This window comes from Actinomadura chokoriensis, from assembly GCF_041463665.1.
Classification (GTDB): Bacteria; Actinomycetota; Actinomycetes; order Streptosporangiales; family Streptosporangiaceae; genus Spirillospora; species Spirillospora chokoriensis_A.
This window is the reverse complement of sequence record NZ_JAXCEJ010000031.1, coordinates 66,476-82,037: the sequence shown is the minus strand read 5'-3', so window position 1 is coordinate 82,037 and position 15,562 is coordinate 66,476. Positions and strand designations below refer to the sequence as shown.

At 73.8% G+C, this 15,562-nt stretch carries 13 protein-coding genes, 1 rRNA gene and 1 pseudogene; 12 read left to right on the top strand and 3 right to left on the bottom strand.

Translation table 11 applies throughout. The features are described from left to right. Positions 1 to 151 precede the first annotated feature (151 nt). From rrf to SM418_RS33610, 3 genes are all read left to right on the top strand, one after another. Positions 152 to 268: ribosomal RNA gene (gene rrf, locus SM418_RS33620) — 5S ribosomal RNA — on the top strand. A 109-nt stretch (positions 269 to 377) separates the two neighbouring features. Next, positions 378 to 2,405: a hypothetical protein gene (locus SM418_RS33615; RefSeq protein ID WP_371945449.1), complete on the top strand. Its 2,028-nt coding sequence runs from the start codon at positions 378 to 380 to the stop codon at positions 2,403 to 2,405. Positions 2,406 to 2,511: 106 nt separating this feature from the next. Beyond that, on the top strand, positions 2,512 to 3,678 hold the full coding sequence (locus SM418_RS33610) for an alkaline phosphatase PhoX (RefSeq protein ID WP_371945450.1): 1,167 nt from the start codon (positions 2,512 to 2,514) through the stop codon (positions 3,676 to 3,678). 25 nt (positions 3,679 to 3,703) lie between these two features. Here SM418_RS33610 and SM418_RS33605 read toward each other — a convergent pair whose 3' ends face one another. Together SM418_RS33605 and SM418_RS33600 are read right to left on the bottom strand one after the other, a co-directional pair. Beyond that, positions 3,704 to 4,642: an MBL fold metallo-hydrolase gene (locus SM418_RS33605; protein WP_371945451.1), complete on the bottom strand. Its 939-nt coding sequence runs from the start codon at positions 4,640 to 4,642 to the stop codon at positions 3,704 to 3,706. Positions 4,643 to 4,649: 7 nt separating this feature from the next. Next, entirely contained in the window at positions 4,650 to 5,999 is a 1,350-nt protein-coding gene (locus SM418_RS33600) for a DUF1015 family protein (protein WP_371945452.1), read from the bottom strand. 66 nt (positions 6,000 to 6,065) lie between these two features. Between SM418_RS33600 and SM418_RS33595 the strand changes: the two genes are divergently transcribed. Next, a complete protein-coding gene (locus tag SM418_RS33595) occupies positions 6,066 to 6,509 on the top strand; it encodes a tetratricopeptide repeat protein (protein ID WP_371945453.1) in 444 nt (147 codons plus the stop codon). 56 nt (positions 6,510 to 6,565) lie between these two features. Beyond that, positions 6,566 to 7,567 (top strand): HAD hydrolase-like protein, encoded by a 1,002-nt coding sequence (locus SM418_RS33590; protein WP_371945523.1) that lies wholly within the window; start codon positions 6,566 to 6,568, stop codon positions 7,565 to 7,567. A 12-nt stretch (positions 7,568 to 7,579) separates the two neighbouring features. Here SM418_RS33590 and SM418_RS33585 read toward each other — a convergent pair whose 3' ends face one another. Further along, positions 7,580 to 7,921 (bottom strand): SCP2 sterol-binding domain-containing protein, encoded by a 342-nt coding sequence (locus SM418_RS33585; protein WP_371945454.1) that lies wholly within the window; start codon positions 7,919 to 7,921, stop codon positions 7,580 to 7,582. A gap of 115 nt (positions 7,922 to 8,036) precedes the next feature. Here SM418_RS33585 and SM418_RS33580 point away from each other — a divergent pair, with 115 nt between their 5' ends. The 7 genes and pseudogenes from SM418_RS33580 (at position 8,037) to SM418_RS33550 (ending at position 15,553) form a co-directional block, all read left to right on the top strand. Beyond that, entirely contained in the window at positions 8,037 to 8,414 is a 378-nt protein-coding gene (locus SM418_RS33580; RefSeq protein WP_371945455.1) for a hypothetical protein, read from the top strand. Further along, positions 8,411 to 9,214 (top strand): TlyA family RNA methyltransferase, encoded by an 804-nt coding sequence (locus tag SM418_RS33575; RefSeq protein ID WP_371945456.1) that lies wholly within the window; start codon positions 8,411 to 8,413, stop codon positions 9,212 to 9,214. The genes SM418_RS33580 and SM418_RS33575 overlap by 4 nt, the downstream gene beginning before the upstream one ends. A 205-nt stretch (positions 9,215 to 9,419) precedes the next feature. Continuing rightward, positions 9,420 to 10,307, top strand: a pseudogene (locus SM418_RS33570) (NAD kinase); the annotation flags it as partial. A 211-nt stretch (positions 10,308 to 10,518) separates the two neighbouring features. Further along, positions 10,519 to 12,225: a DNA repair protein RecN gene (gene recN, locus SM418_RS33565; protein ID WP_371945457.1), complete on the top strand. Its 1,707-nt coding sequence runs from the start codon at positions 10,519 to 10,521 to the stop codon at positions 12,223 to 12,225. Between the two features lie 173 nt (positions 12,226 to 12,398). Beyond that, the gene (gene steA / locus SM418_RS33560; RefSeq protein WP_371945524.1) at positions 12,399 to 13,571 is read left to right on the top strand and encodes a putative cytokinetic ring protein SteA; all 1,173 of its coding nucleotides are present in this window, start codon (positions 12,399 to 12,401) and stop codon (positions 13,569 to 13,571) included. Continuing rightward, positions 13,568 to 14,524: a copper transporter gene (locus tag SM418_RS33555; RefSeq protein WP_371945458.1), complete on the top strand. Its 957-nt coding sequence runs from the start codon at positions 13,568 to 13,570 to the stop codon at positions 14,522 to 14,524. The genes steA and SM418_RS33555 overlap by 4 nt, the downstream gene beginning before the upstream one ends. A gap of 21 nt (positions 14,525 to 14,545) precedes the next feature. Continuing rightward, positions 14,546 to 15,553, top strand: a complete 1,008-nt coding sequence (locus tag SM418_RS33550) for a hypothetical protein (RefSeq protein WP_371945459.1) — start codon at positions 14,546 to 14,548, stop codon at positions 15,551 to 15,553. Positions 15,554 to 15,562 lie beyond the last annotated feature (9 nt).

Here is a 15,562-nt window from a genome sequence, read left to right as displayed (position 1 = left end):
CAATCCGAATCGCTGCGAGTATGTTCGCGTCCCTGTGTGGTTCCCAGGAAACAACTGGGTGACCGCAGTTGATAATTGGATACCGAGCCTGACGCTCGGACGAGAACTTCCCGCACCCCCGGGATTTTGGAGGGGGTGTTGGGGTTGGTCGTTCGGTGGTTTTGGCGAAGGGGAAACACCCGGTCTCATCCCGAACCCGGAAGTTAAGCCCTTCAGCGCCGATGGTACTGCATGGGAGACTGTGTGGGAGAGTAGGACACCGCCGGACTTGAATTGGTCGAGGGTCGCCCCCTATGCGGGGCGGCCCTCGACGCATGTCGTGGCGCGGCCAAAGTAGGCTGCAAGTGTCCACACCACCATCAAGAACAGTGACGGACGTGATGAGCGCGGAAGAGGACGGCCGCAGCGACGACAGCCGCGAGCGGCGTGGCGACAACGGGCGGCGGAGCACCCCGCCCCGTCGTGGCGGCAATGCCCGTGGCGGACCGGCGGGGTCCGGTGACCGCAAAGGCGGCGGGCCCCGTGGCGGAGCGCCTCGCGCCGGCGGTCCGCAGGGCGGGCGCGGCCGCCCCGCCGGCGGCGGCTGGAAGGACCGGGATTCGCGCGGTAAGCGTGACGACCGGAAGCCCGGCCGCCCGTTCAAGCGTTCCGACGACCGGCGCACCGAATCGCGTGAGGGACGTACGGACGACCGTCGCGAAGGCCGCTTCAGCGGGCCGCGCCGCGAGCGCGGAGAAGGCCGCTCCGAGGCGCCCCGTGCCGGTCAGGGCAGGCCGGGCGAGCGCAGGTTCGCGGGTCCGCGTGCTGGCCAGGGAAGGCCCGGAGAAGGCCGCTTCGAAGGTTCGCGGCGTAGCGAAGGCAAGCCGGGCGAGCGGCGTTTCGACGGTCCGCGCGGTGCCCAGGGCAAGCCTGGAGAGCGGCGCTCTGAAGCGCACCGGGGTGGCCAGGGCAAGCCGGGCGAGCGGCGTTTCGACGGCCCGCGCGGCGGTCAGGGCAAGCCGGGTGAGCGCCGGTTCGAGGGTTCGCGCGGCGGTCAGGGCAAGCCGGGCGAGCGGCGTTTCGAGGGTCCGCGCGGTGGTCAGGGGCGGCCGGGCGAGCGCCGGTTCGAGGGTTCACGGCGCAGCGAAGGCAAGCCCGGTGAACGGCGTTTCGAGCGGCCCCGTACGGGCCAGGGCAAGCCTGGTGAAAGGCGGTTCGAGGGCCAGGGCGGGGAGCGCCGGGAATGGCGCTCCGGTGGAGACCGTGGGCCTCGTCAGGGCCAAGGGGCCGGTCCGCGACGTGAAGGGCGTCCGGGAGACCGTGACAGATCCTTCAAGGGCCGCGGGCCGAAGCGTCCGCAGGAAGGCGGACGCTCCTACGGGCCGCCGCGTGACCGTCAGGACCGGCGGACACGCTCGGAGGAGCATGAGCGTCCCGCGCCGCGGCACGATGATCCGCTGCTGCCGGACGATGTCACCGGTGAGGAACTGGACGCCGACGCCCGCGTCGAACTGCGCACGCTGCCGAAGGAGCTGGCGGCCAAGGTCGCACGGCATCTCGTGATGGCGGGGCGGCTGGCCGAGGAGGAACCGGAGCAGGCCTACAGGCACGCGAAGGCCGCGCGCCGGCTCGCGTCCCGGGTCGGGATCGTCCGGGAGGCGGCCGGGATCGCGGCGTACCACACGGGCGAATGGGCGGAGGCGCTCGCCGAGCTGCGCGCCGCGCGGCGGCTCGGCGCCGGCGACGACTCCTACCTGCCGGTGATGGTCGACTGCGAGCGCGGCCTCGGCCGTCCCGAACGCGCCCTCGACCTGATCAAGTCGCCGGAGGCGGAGAAGCTCGACCCGATGGGGCGCGTCGAGCTCCGCATCGTGGAGTCGGGCGTGCGCCGCGACATGGGTCAGTACGACGCGGCCGTGGTCGTCCTGCAGGTCCCCGAACTGCGGGACCGGCGGCTCCGGCCGTGGTCGATGCGGCTGTTCTACGCCTACGCCGACGCGCTCGTCGAGGCCGGGCGGGATGAGGAGGCCGCCGACTGGTTCGCGCGGGCCGCCGCCGCCGACCGGGACGGCGATACCGACGCCGCCGAACGCTACGCCGAGTTGGAGGGCCTCCACATTCTCGACACCGAGGATGTGGATGTCGAGGCGACCGACGCCGCCGATGATGTGACGGCCGATGACGTGACCGCCGACGATGACGTGACCACCGACGATGTGGTCACGGATGACGTGGCTACCGATGATGATGGTGGCGGCGCCGCCGCGCCGGAGGTGGCCTCGGAGCCCCCGGCGGCTACCGACATCGCGTTCCAGCCCGCCGAGCCCGAGGTGCGGGAGGCGCCCGAAGAGGACGCGCCGGAGGCGCCTGCGGTGTTCCTGGAGCCCAGGCGGGCGGACGAGGAGCAGCCTCCGCAAGGGGACTGACCACCGGTACTTGACGCGCGGGTAGGTTTCCCGGATATTCACCGGGACCGCGCCGTTCGGGGGCCGCCGGATCAGTCCGGCGGTGATCGTCTCCTTGAGGAGAGGCATGTCCCTGAACCGACGCATGTTCCTGCGCGCCACCGCCCTCGCCGGCGGGACGACCGCGTTCTCCGGCGCCCTGTGGCAGCGGGCCTTCGCCTCGGGGCCCGCGCAGCCCGGCCCGAGCCCGTACGGCCCGCTCCAGGCCGCGGACGGCAACGGGGTGCAGCTGCCGAGCGGATTCACGAGCCGGGTGGTGGCGCGCTCGTCGCAGCGCGTCGCGGGGACGAGCTACACCTGGCACGCGGCGCCGGACGGCGGTGCGTGCTTCCCCGACGGGGACGGCTGGATCTACGTCAGCAACTCGGAGATCCCCGTCGTCGGCGGTGCGTCCGCCGTGCGGTTCGACGCGTCCGGGAAGGTGACGTCCGCGTACCGGATCCTGAACGGCACCACGCTGAACTGCTCCGGCGGGGCGACGCCCTGGAACACGTGGCTGTCATGCGAGGAGCACGACCTCGGCATCGTCCACGAGACGGACCCGCGCGGGCAGAAGTCGGCCGTGGCGCGTCCGGCGCTGGGCAGGTTCAAGCATGAGGCCGCCGCGTCCGACCCTGTGCGCAAGGTCGTCTACCTCACCGAGGACCAGGGGGACGGCTGCTTCTACCGTTTCCGGCCGAACACGTGGGGTGACCTCTCCTCCGGGACACTCGAAGTCCTGGTCGGTTCGGGGACGGGTCCCGTCACCTGGACGAAGATTCCCAATCCGCAGGTGTGGCTGACGCCGACTCGTGAGCAGGTCGGGAACGCCATGCATTTCGACGGCGGCGAAGGGTGCTATTACACGCGCGGCATCTGCTATTTCACCACCAAGGGCGACAACCGTGTGTGGGCCTACGACGCGGCCAACTCGCGGCTGGACATCGCCTATGACGACGACCTCGTCACCAGCGGCGAAGCGCCTCTTCACGGTGTCGACGCCGTGACGGCCACGGCGTCCGGTGACCTCTACGTCGCCGAGGACGGCGACAACATGGAGATCAACCTCATTACCACGGGCGGGGTGGTGACGCCGTTCCTGCGCGTCCTCGGCCACGACGATTCGGAGATCACCGGTACGGCGTTCAGCCCGGACGGTTCACGCCTCTATTTCTCGTCCCAGCGTGGAAAGAGCGGCTTCATCGCCGGGACGGACGGCTACACGTTCGAGGTCACCGGCCCCTTCCGCCGCTGAGCCCCAAGGCCTTCTCGCCTACGAGTCAGGCGTGCCTGTTCAACGCGTGCAGGATGCCGACGACGTTGCTCTCGGCGTTGTTCAGCACCTCGTACCGGGCGACCAGGTCGGGGTCGACGTCGTCGCCCATGAAGGCGTAGCGGCTCCTGGTCCGGTCCACGACCATGGCGACGGCGTGATCGAGGTCGAGGTTCTGGTCCTTGGCGTCCTGGACGGCGTCCACCCAGACGCGCAACTCCTCCGCGGACCGTTCGAGCGTGCCGTCCACCTCGGTCACGGGCCCGTAGTGCGCGAAGAGCAGCCGCTGCGGGCCGAGCGACCGGAACCTGCCGAGGGACGCCAGTGCGGTGTCGAGGTCGAAGTCCGGCGGCGGTGTCGCGGGCCGCACGTCCGCCGTCTCGGGGATGTAGACGCCGGCGGCGTCGCCCACGTACAGGTCGCCGGTCTGGGAGTCCATCAGCCCGACGTGGTGCTTGGCGTGGCCGGGGGAGTGGTGCGACTCCAGCCGCCGTCCGCCGCCGAGGTCGATCACGCCGGTGTCCTCGACGGCCCGGATCCGGGCCGCGTCCGTAGGCTTCAGTTCGCCGAACAGGGTGTCGAGGCTGTCCCCGTACACCATGCGGGCGCTGCGCATGAGCCGTGACGGGTCGGCCAGGTGGCGCGCGCCCTTCTCGTGGACGACGACCTCGGCCTTCCGGTACATCTTCGCGATGTCGCCGACGCCGCCCGCGTGGTCCAGGTGGATGTGCGTCACGACCACGGTCGCCAGGTCGTCCGGCCCGACGCCCAAATCCCGCAGCGCCGCCTGCACCACGGGCGCCGAGCCGGACGTGCCGGGCTCCACCAGGCATGGCCGGTCGGAAAGGATCAGGTAACCGGCGGTGATGCCGGTGTAGCCCGCCATCCGCGTGTCGATCTCGTAGACGCCCCCGCCGAGCGGCGTGATCGTGGTCGTGGTGTCCATTCCCCGATCATGGCCTCTCGGACGCGTCCGGGTCGAGGAGTCGCATGACGAGCCCGGAGCGGGGCTTGGGCCCGAACGAGGTGGACTTGCGCGGGACCCGCTCGCCCTGGCCCGCGACGGCGAGGACGTCCTTGACCTTGAGGGGGTTCAGGACGACGGCGGTGCCGCCGCTGCGCCGGGCGCGGGCGATCGCGGCGGACGGGTCGTCGTGCACCACCTCGATGGCGTTCTCGTTCTCCGGGACGTTCCACACCGCGTCGATGAGGAGATGGTCGAGGACGGCGGTGTCGAGCCTGCACCAGCGCTGGGAGTGCTCGGACGGCATGGAACGCGTGAGCGCGTCCTCATCGGGCTCCGTGAGGAGATGGAGGGAGTCGCCCCCGCCGAGCAGGAACGCGGGACCCTCCGCGGCGGCGAGCGCCTCGATGGCAGGCCCCTCGTCCAAGAAGTCGGTCACGCGGAACACCTTCCGCGCCCTGGCGACCGCGTCGTCCGGACGGAGACCGGGCAGGACGCGGTGGATCGCGCCCAGGTGCGGCGGGTAGCGGGTGGAGTCCACGAGCAGCGCGAGCCCCTCGTCCCAAGGCCCGGGGCCGTCACCGGCGGCGTGGTGACGCGCCTGCAAGGCACGGTAGGTCGCGTAACGGTGGTGGCCGTCCGCGATGAGGGCCCGCTTGTCGAGAAGGTCGGCGGCCACCCGCGCATGCGAGTCGGGGTCGGTGATGCGCCACAGCCGGTGCCTCAGCCCGTCGTCCGCGTCGAACTCGGTCAAGGGGGGGTCGGAAGCGGCGTCGTCGACGATCCGGGCCGCGTCGCCGTCGCCGTCGTACACCAGGAAGATCGGCTCCAGGTTGGCGTTCGCGGCCGTCATCAGCGCGAGCCGGTCGCGGACCGGGCCGGGGAACACGTTCTCGTGCGGCAGCACGACCCCGTCGGCCTCCGGGCGCAGGCCCAGCCCGCCGATCAGGCCGCGCTGCAGGACCGTCCCGCCGCGGGCCGCCTCGTAGACGTAGAGGGCGGGGTCGGGGTCGATGGCGAGCGCGCCCTCGTCCAGCCAGCGGCGGAGCCGGTCGCCCGCCGCGGCGTAGCTCTCCCCGGCGGCGCGCGGCAGGTTGAGCCGGACGATGTTGTGCCCGCCGCCCGCCAGCAGCCGCAGCGCCGCCGCCTCGTCGATCAGGTCGTACGGCGGCATGGTCACCGACGCCGGGTCGCCGGCCACCTCGGGGACGAACCGGACACCGCGGAACGGGACGAGCGTCAGGCCGGCGCCCGTGCGCGGCCCCGCCGTCCCGAAGATCCGGGCGCTGAACTCCTCCGGCGCGAGCCCGGAGGAGAGGTCGTCGTCCACGGTGGGCATGGTATTCACCGCGGGGCGCGCGGCGTCCCGGCGGGTACGGTCGTAGTGATCCGAGGGGAGGTCCATATGAGTGGTCAAGGGCCTGGGCGGCCGGAGGATTCCCCAGGGGACGACCCGGGCGAGCACCCCGCCTCGCCGGGAGGCGGGGTCTACGAGTGGTACACCCGAGGACTCGAGCTGCTGCGGTCGGGGAGCGCGGCCGCCGCGCTCCAGCTCCTGGCGAGGGCGGCGGAGGCCGAGCCGGGGTCGCACAGCATCCGGGAGGCGCTCGGCCGGGCCCAGTTCGGCGCCCGCCAGTTCGACGCGGCGGCCGCGAGCTTCCGCGGGATCGTCGAGAAGGAGCCCGCCGAAGACTACGCGCGGTTCGGGCTCGGGCTGGCGCTGAGCCGGCTGGGCGACTTCGAGGGCGCCGTCGAGCAGCTCGCGCTCGCCGCCGCGATGCGCCCGGAGAACCAGGACTACGCGAAGGCGTTGCGGCAGGCCAGGGCCACCCTCGCGGCCCGGCGCTGACGCCTTCCTTACTTGCGGGTAACAATCCCCCTAGGATCGCACGCATGAGGAGCACGATGAAAGGCAGCGACCGCCCCCTGAGCGAGGCGTACGACGTCGCCCTGCTCGACCTCGACGGGGTCGTCTACGTCGGCACCCGGCCCGTGCCGGCGGCGGCCGAGTCGCTCGCCAAGGCCCGCGCGGCCGGGCAGCGCCTCGCGTTCGTGACCAACAACGCGTCCCGGACCCCCTCGGCCGTCGCGGCGCTGCTCACCGAGGTCGGCGTCCCGGCCGAGGCGGGCGACGTGGTGACCTCCGCGCAGGCGGCGGCGCGGCTGCTCGCCGAGCGGCTGCCCGCCGGGGCGGAGGTGCTGGTGGTGGGCGGCATGGGGCTGCGGCACGCCCTCTACGCGCAGGGCCTGCGCCCGGTGTCCACCGCGGCGGGACGGCCGGCCGCCGTCGCGCAGGGCTACCACCCGCTCCTCGCCTACGGAGCGCTGTCCGAGGGCGCGCAGGCCGTCGCCATGGGCGCCCTGTTCGTCGGCTCCAACGGCGACCTGACCATCCCCGGCGGCGAGGGGCCGCCGCACCCCGGCAACGGGGCCATGCTGCGCGTGATCAGCGCGGCGACCGGCGTCGAGCCGATCATCACCGGCAAGCCCGAACTGCCGCTGCACCAGGAGTCGATCCTGCGCACGGGCGCGCGGCGACCGCTGGTGGTGGGCGACCGCCTCGACACCGACATCGAGGGCGCCGGCAACGGCGGCGCCGACAGCCTCCTGGTCTTCACCGGCGTCACCGACCACATGCAGGCTCTCACGGCGCCGCCGAACCGGCGGCCGAGTTACCTGGCCCCCGACCTGACGGGGCTGCTCGTCCCGCATCCGGAGACCGTCCGGGCGGACGGCACGCACCGCTGCGGCGGCTGGACGGCCCGCCGCGACGGCGGCGCCTTCACGGTCACCGGCTCCGGCGACCCCTACGACGGCCTGCGCGCCCTCGCGTCCGCCGCCTGGGAGGCCGACACGCCGCCGCCGCGGGAAGCCCTCGCGGAAGCCCTCGAAGGCCTCCCGTTCTAAAGGCCTCCCGTTCTAGAGGAGCTTGCGGAGCCGCAGGAGGTCGAAGAGGCTCGCCTCGATCTTGACGCGGCCGGTGGCCCACGCCTTGGCAGGGTTCAGCTCGTCGTGCGCCATGGCGACGAGGTCGTCGCTGTCCACAGTGAGGCGCACCTGCGCGGCCCCGGGGTCGCCGTCGGGCACGAACGGGTCGAGGCCGCCCTCGTGCAGCCGGGTGCGGTAGGCGAGCCCGAGGTCCCGGACGCGGCAGCTGATCGTCCGCTCGACGACGTGCTCGGCGAGCCGGTCGCCGTCCACCTCCGCCAGGCGCGCCGCGACGCGCTCCAGCGCCGCACGGCAGTCCTCCTCGTTCGCCATGGTCAGGCCGTTCCCCGTTCGTCCGGCAACGATGTCGTTCAGGGACGGTAGCGTTCGGGATGAGCCGGAGGCGAACCGGTCGCGGGCGCTCCGGGACCGTTGGGAGGTAAACGTGATGTCGGACGAGGCCGCGGAGACGCCGGAGTTCCCGGTCGCGGAGCAGGCGCCGTCCGCCGGGCCGGAGGCGCCGTCCGCCGTGCCGGAGCCTTCCGCCGGGCCAGACGCGCCGGACGAGCCGGAGCCGGGCTTCCCGGCGGCGGCGCCGCCCGACCCGACCGGCGACCCGCGCGTGGACGCCGCCGTGGCGGGTCTCGGCGGGCTCGGCGGGCGGTCCGTCTCCGAGCACGTGGAGATCTACGAGGACGTCCACCGGAGGCTCCAGGAGCTGCTGGCGTCGGCGGACCAGGACGAGCCTTCGCAGCCTTCCCCGTCGCCCCAGCCGTCCGGGCCGGGCCGGCCCGCCTTTCCCGACTCCCTCCGTCCCCGCCCGTGAGCACGCGCCGGAGGCTGGACGCCGAGCTCGTCCGCAGGAAGCTGGCACGGTCGCGGGAGCACGCCGGGCAGCTCATCGCCGACGGCCGGGTGCGGGTCGGCGGGCAGCAGGCCGCGAAGTCCGCGACGCAGGTCGAGGCCGGGGCGGCGATCCTCGTCGAGGAGGCCGCCGGCGGCCCCGAGTACGTGTCGCGCGGCGGGCACAAGCTCGCGGGCGCGCTGGAGGCGTTCCAGGGGCTGGCCGTGAAGGGGCGCGCCTGCCTCGACGCGGGCGCCTCCACCGGCGGGTTCACCGACGTCCTGCTGCGGGCGGGCGCCGCGCACGTGTACGCGGTCGACGTCGGCTACGGGCAGATCGCCTGGTCGCTGCGCACCGACGACCGGGTCACCGTCATGGAGCGGGTCAACATCCGCGAGCTGGAGCCGGGGACGCTCGGCGACCCGCCGCCCGACCTGGTCGTCGGCGACCTGTCGTTCATCTCCCTCAAGCTCGTCCTCGGGCCGGTGCGGGAGTGCGTCGCCCCCGGCGCCGACTACGCGGTCATGGTCAAGCCGCAGTTCGAGGTCGGCAAGGACCGGGTCGGCGCGGGCGGTGTGGTCCGCGACCCGGGGCTGCGCGCCGACGCCGTGCGGGGGGTCGCCCGGCACGCGGCGACGCTCGGCCTCGGCGTCCTCGGGGTGACGGCGAGCCCGCTGCCGGGCCCGTCGGGGAACGTGGAGTACTTCCTGTGGCTGCGCGCGGGCGCCCCGCCGCTGGACGAGGCCGCGCTGGCGAAGGCGATCGAGGAGGGCCCGCAATGAGCCGGGGAGGGCCCGCGAACGCGGAGAGGCCCCGGAACGTACAGAGGGCGTCCGGGACGGGGACGTCCGCACGAGGGACGTCCGCACGAGGGACGTCCGCACGAGGGACGTCCGCACGAGGGACGTCCGCACGAGGGACGTCCGCACGAGGGACGTCCGTCCAGACGTCCGTACGCCGGAGCGCGTCGGGGAGTGGGGCGGGAGCATGAGCAGAAGGTCGGTGCTGGTCGTGACGCACACCGGGCGGCCGGAGGCCGTCCGCAGCGCGCAGCTGGTCATCGAGCGGCTCAGCGAGGCCGGGATCCGCGTGCGGGTCCTGGACGAGGAGGCCGGGACGATCGGCCGCGCGGGCGTGGAGGTCATGCCCAGCGCCGCGGCGGCCGCCGCGGACGCCGAGGTCGTCATGGTCCTCGGCGGCGACGGGACGCTGCTGCGCGCCGCCGACCTGACCCGCACGTCCGGCACGCCGCTGCTCGGCGTCAACCTCGGGCACGTCGGGTTCCTCGCCGAGGCCGAGCGCGACGACCTCGCCGCCACCGTCGACCGGGTCGTCACCCGCCGCTACGACGTCGAGGAGCGGATGACCATAGACGTCACCGCCCGCCGCAACGGCACCGTCATGGGCACGACGTGGGCGCTGAACGAGGCGAGCATCGAGAAGGCCGAGCGGGAGCGGATGCTGGAGGTCGTCGCCGAGATCGACGGCCGACCGCTGTCGAACTGGGGCTGCGACGGGGTGGTGTGCGCCACACCGACGGGCTCCACCGCCTACGCGTTCTCCGCCGGCGGCCCGGTGGTGTGGCCGGAGGTGGAGGCGATGCTGGTCGTGCCGATCAGCGCGCATTCGCTGTTCGCCCGCCCGCTGGTGGTGTCGCCGCGCTCGTCGGTGGCCGTCGAGGTGCTGCCGGGCACGCCCCGCGCCGTCCTGTGGTGCGACGGGCGCCGCACGCTCGACCTGCCGCCGGGCGCGCGGGTGGAGGTCCGCCGCGGCGCGGAGCCGGTGCGGCTCGCGCGGCTGCACCTCACCCCGTTCACCGACCGGCTGGTCACCAAGTTCGGGCTGCCCGTGACGGGCTGGCGCGGGCGGGTCCGGCAGCCGTCCCGGCCGTCCCCGCCGCTCGGGGACTCGCAGGTCGGGGACGCTCCGGCGGCCGGCGGCATCGCCGGCCGGCCCGGGCCGGGGTTCGTGCCGGACGGCCCGCCCGGCGGATCGGGCGGGGAGGCGTCCGGCGGGCAGAGGAGATAATCTCCACAGGCGCTGATCGGGGATCTGTTTGCGGAGGGTTGTGACGCCGGTGCGTCCGATGGTCGATGAGGTGCGGATCCAGGGCCTCGGGGTGATCGACGAGGCCGTGCTCGATCTGTCGCCGGGTTTCAACGTGGTGACCGGGGAGACCGGAGCGGGCAAGACCATGGTGGTCACCAGCCTCGGGCTGATGTTCGGCGGCCGTGCCGACCCGCAGCGCGTCAGGCCGGGCGCGGGCCGCGCCACGGTCGAGGGCCGGATCGTCGTCGATCCGGGCGGCCGCGTCGTGGAGCGGGTCGAGGAGTCCGGCGGCGAGCTGGACGACGGCGCGCTGATCGTCACCCGGTCGGTGTCGGCCGAGGGCCGCTCCCGCGCGTTCCTCGGCGGCCGGTCCGTCCCGGTGAACGTGCTGATCAACCTGGCGGACGACCTGGTCGCCGTGCACGGCCAGTCCGACCAGCAGCGGCTGCTGCAGGCCGGGCGGCAGCGCGGCGCGCTCGACCGGTACGCGGGCGGCGCGCTGACCAAGCCGATGCGCGCCTACACCAAGGCGTACCAGCGGCACCGCCAGGTCGGCGCGCTGCTGGAGGAGCTGACGACGCGGGCGCGCGAGCGGTCCCAGGAGGCCGACGTACTCCGCTTCGGCCTGGAGGAGATCGAGAAGGTCGACCCGAAGGACGGCGAGGACGTCGACCTCGCCGCCGAGGAGGAGCGTCTCGGGCACGCCGACGCGCTGCGCGGCGCCGCCGACAGCGCGCACGAGGCGCTGCTCGGCGACCCGGCCGCCGCGTTCGAGGCGGCGAACGTGACGAGCCTGCTCGGCCAGGCCCGCAACGCCCTCGACGCCGTCCGCGACCACGACCCGGAGCTGGCGGCGCTCGCCGACCGGCTCGCCGAGGCCGGCTACCTGGTCTCCGACGTCGGCACCGACCTCGCGTCCTACGCCGAGTCCGTGGACGCCGACCCGGCGCGGCTCGCGGCCGTCCAGGAGCGGCGCGCCGAGCTGACCGCGCTGATCCGCAAGTACGGCGGGACGGAGGGGACGGCCGCGGAGGTCCTGGACTGGGCGCGCACGGCGGCGGCCCGCCTCACCGAGCTGGAGGGCGACGACGACCGCATCGAGGAGCTGCAGGCCGAGCACGCCGAGCTGACCGAGCGGCTCGCGGCCGAGGCGGGGGAGCTGACCGCGGTCCGCACCCGCGCCGCCGAGCGTTTCTCGGGCGCCGTCACCGAGGAGCTGACGGCCCTCGCGATGCCGCACGCCCGCGTCGTCGTCTCCGTGAACCCGACCGGCGAGTACGGGCCGCACGGCGTCGACGAGGTCGAGGTGCGGCTCGCGCCGCATCCGGGGTCGCCGCCGCTGCCGCTGCACAAGGGCGCCTCGGGCGGTGAGCTGTCCCGGGTGATGCTGGCGATCGAGGTCGTGTTCGCGGGCGCCGACCCGGTCCCGACGTTCGTGTTCGACGAGGTCGACGCGGGCGTCGGCGGCAAGGCCGCGGTGGAGATCGGGCGGCGGCTGGCGCGGCTGGCCCGCAACGCCCAGGTGATCGTCGTCACCCACCTGCCGCAGGTCGCGGCGTTCGCCGACCAGCACCTGCTGGTGGAGAAGTCCGACGACGGCACCGTGACCAGCAGCGGCGTCACCGCCCTGGACAGGGAGGGCCGCGTCCGGGAGCTGTCGCGGATGCTCGCCGGCCTGGAGGACTCCGAGCTCGGCCGGGCCCACGCCGAGGAGCTTCTCGCCATGGCCGCCGAAGAACGGTAACCGAACCCAAAAACTACAGAGGGTACACGAGTGGACACGCCTGGACAGTCGTGCTTTCCGACGTGCACTGCGGCGCTCTGGCAGGATGGTTGGCGATGAACGACCCGTCACCCACCTCCGAGCCCGATACCGAGCGTGGCGTCCGGCCGTCCCGGAAGCTGCCCCGCCGGGTGCTGACGCTCGGCCGGGGCCGCGACGACGGCCGGTCCGGGGTCAGCGCCACGGTCCGGCTCGACCGCCGCACCAAGGATCTGACCAAGCGGCTGCAGCCCGGCGAGATCGCGGTGATCGACCATGTCGACCTCGACCGGGTCAGCGCCGAGGCGCTGGTGTCGTGCGAGGTCGGCGCGGTCGTGAACGTCGCGCCGAGCATTTCCGGCCGCTACCCGAACCTCGGCCCGCAGATCCTGATCGAGGCCGGCATCCCGCTGCTGGACGACGTCGGCCCGGAGATCTTCACCAGGCTGCACGAGGGCGACCAGGTCCGCGTCGAGGGGCCCGCCGTGCACCGCGGCGAGGACGTCGTCGCCAAGGGCACCGAGCAGACGGCCGAGTCCGTCGAGACGGCGCTGGCCGAGGCCAAGGCGGGGCTCGCCTCCCAGCTGGAGGCGTTCGTCGCGAACACGATGGAGTACGTCAAGCGCGAGCGCGACCTGCTCATCGACGGTGTCGGCGTGCCCGAGGTCACCACCAGGATCAACGGCAGGCACGCGCTGATCGTCGTGCGCGGCTACCACTACCGCGAGGACATCGCGACCCTGCGGCCCTACATCCGCGAGTACCGTCCGGTGCTGATCGGGGTGGACGGCGGCGCCGACGCGCTGCTGGAGGCCGGCTACCGGCCCGACATGATCGTCGGCGACATGGACTCGGTGTCCGACGACGCGCTCACCTGCGGCGCCGAGATCGTCGTGCACGCCTACCGGGACGGCCGCGCCCCCGGGCTGAAGCGCGTCCACGAGCTCGGGCAGGAGGCGGTGGTGTTCCCGGCCACCGCCACCAGCGAGGACATCGCGATGCTGCTCGCCGACGACAAGGGCGCGACCCTGATCGTCGCGGTCGGCACGCACGCCAACATGGTGGAGTTCCTCGACAAGGGCCGCGCCGGGATGGCCAGCACGTTCCTCACCCGGCTCCGGGTGGGCAGTAAGCTCGTCGACGCCAAGGGCGTGAGCAGGCTCTACCGCAGCCGGATCTCCACCTGGTCGCTGCTGTTCCTCGTCCTCGGCGCGTTCATCGCCATCGTCACCGCCGTCGCCATGTCTCCGGCGGGGGACGTCATCAGTCCCCTGCTGGCCGACCGCTGGCACGCCTTCGTCTTCTGGCTGACCGGACTCTTCACGTGATCGATTTCCGTTACCACCTCGTCTCCATCGTCGCGATCTTCCTCGCGCTGGCGCTCGGCATCGTGCTGGGCTCCACCACGCTGTCGAACTCGGTGAGCGACACGCTGCGCCAGCAGGCCAACTCGGCGGCCAAGACCGCCCAGCAGGCCCGCGTGGCGCAGCGCGACCTGCAGCACCAGGTGAACGGCCAGGAGCAGTTCACCAAGGTGCTGTCGTCGCAGCTCGTCGAGAACCGGCTGAAGGGCCAGTCGGTGGTGCTCATCGAGACGCCCGGCGCCGGCAACGACAGCATCGAGCAGGTCAGCGGGCTGGCGAAGAGCGCCGGCGCCGCCGTCACCGGGCGCGTCACGATCCAGAAGAAGCTCCTGGACGACGACCAGCGCACGACCGTCGACGAGCTGTCCGCGCAGCTGAAGTCGGGCGACGTGGAGATCCCCGCCGACGCGAGCGCCTACGACAAGGCGGGCGCGGTGCTGGCGAACGCCCTCGTCACCAAGGACCCCGCCAAGTCCGGCCGCGAGGACGCCGTCGGAGGCGCCGTCCTCAACGGGTTCAAGGAGGCCGGGTACGTCACCACCAGCGGCAAGCCCGGCCAGCACGCGACGCTCGCGGTGATGGTCGCGCCCGCCGCCCCCTACGCCTACGACGGCGGCGGCGAGGACAACGAGGCGCTGATCTCGCTGGCCGCCGCCCTCGACGGCGCCGGGCGCGGTACCGTCGTCGGTGGCCCGCCGACCTCCGCGCAGGAGGGCGGGCTGATCGCGGCGCTGCGCGACTCCGACGCCGCGGACTCGGTCTCCACCGTCGACGTGGTGGACACCGCGTCCGGGCAGGTCGTGACGATCCTGGCGCTGCAGAAGGAGATCGGCGGCAAGTCCGGGCAGTACGGCACGGGCGCCGGCGCGAGCGGCTACCTGCCCTCGCCCGCGCCCACGGCGGGGAAGAACGGGTGACCTGATGAGACGAGTGACCTGATGAGACGAGGCATCACCAGGGGCGCGCGGCTCGCGGCGGGCACGGGCCTCGGCGCGGTGGCGGCGCGCGCCGCCTACGCCGCGCTGACCCGGCGGCCGCCCGGGCTGAACGGCCTGCCGGGCGAGGACGTCTGGGGCCGAACCAACCACCGCGGCGAGCCGGTGACGCTGCTGGAGGGCCCCGCGTTCGTCGCCGGCGCCGCCGTGGCCGGGCTGCTCGCCCCCGGCACCACCGGCCGGATGCGCGCCGCGGCGCTCCTCGCGGGCGCCGGGTCCGGCGTCCTCGGCGGGTACGACGACCTCGCGGGCTCCGGCGCGTCCCGCGGCTTCAAGGGGCACCTGACGGCGCTCGCCCGCGGCGAGGTCACCAGCGGCGCGGTGAAGATCCTCGGCATCGGCGCGACCGGGCTGGCCGCCGCCGCGATCGCCGGGTCGCCCGCCCCGTCCCGGACCGGGCGCGCGTTCGACGCCCTCGTCAACGGCGCGATCATCGCCGGGTCGGCGAACCTGATGAACCTGTTCGACCTGCGTCCCGGGCGGGCGATCAAGGTCGGCCTCATCACCGGCGCCCCGCTGGCGCTGACGAGGTCGGGCTCCGCCGTCGTCGCGGCGCCGCTCGGCGCCGCCGCCGCGCTCCTGCCCGAGGACCTCGGCGAGCGCGCGATGCTCGGCGACACCGGGGCCAACGCGCTCGGCGCGCTGCTCGGCCTCGCCGCGACCCGGCTCGGACGGGGGCCGCGGCTCGCCGTGCTGGCCGGGCTCGCCGGGCTGAACGCCGCCAGCGAGGTCGTCAGCTTCACCAAGGTCATCGCGGGCAACCCGGTGTTGAACCGCATCGACATGCTGGGCCGCCGCCCGGCCGCCGTGCCCGCCCCCGCCACCCCCGCGGGCAAGCCGGTGGGCGACGACGCGTTCCGCCCGTCCGTCCCGCCGCAGGGCGGGGCGGCGGACGCGGGTCCGGCGGACGCGGGCCCGGCGGGCAACGGCGTCGCGGCGGGTCCCGCCTAGGTGCGACCG

Bases quoted from the DNA above. Each gene is read 5' to 3' on its own strand.
- SM418_RS33605 (WP_371945451.1), bottom strand. From the start codon at position 4,642: ATGGACACCACGACCACGATCACGCCGCTCGGCGGGGGCGTCTACGAG.
- SM418_RS33585 (WP_371945454.1), bottom strand. From the start codon at position 7,921: ATGGCGAACGAGGAGGACTGCCGTGCGGCGCTGGAGCGCGTCGCGGCG.
- SM418_RS33600 (WP_371945452.1), bottom strand. From the start codon at position 5,999: ATGCCCACCGTGGACGACGACCTCTCCTCCGGGCTCGCGCCGGAGGAG.
- recN (WP_371945457.1), top strand. From the start codon at position 10,519: ATGGTCGATGAGGTGCGGATCCAGGGCCTCGGGGTGATCGACGAGGCC.
- SM418_RS33580 (WP_371945455.1), top strand. From the start codon at position 8,037: ATGTCGGACGAGGCCGCGGAGACGCCGGAGTTCCCGGTCGCGGAGCAG.
- SM418_RS33590 (WP_371945523.1), top strand. From the start codon at position 6,566: ATGAAAGGCAGCGACCGCCCCCTGAGCGAGGCGTACGACGTCGCCCTG.
- SM418_RS33595 (WP_371945453.1), top strand. From the start codon at position 6,066: ATGAGTGGTCAAGGGCCTGGGCGGCCGGAGGATTCCCCAGGGGACGAC.
- SM418_RS33610 (WP_371945450.1), top strand. From the start codon at position 2,512: ATGTCCCTGAACCGACGCATGTTCCTGCGCGCCACCGCCCTCGCCGGC.
- SM418_RS33550 (WP_371945459.1), top strand. From the start codon at position 14,546: ATGAGACGAGGCATCACCAGGGGCGCGCGGCTCGCGGCGGGCACGGGC.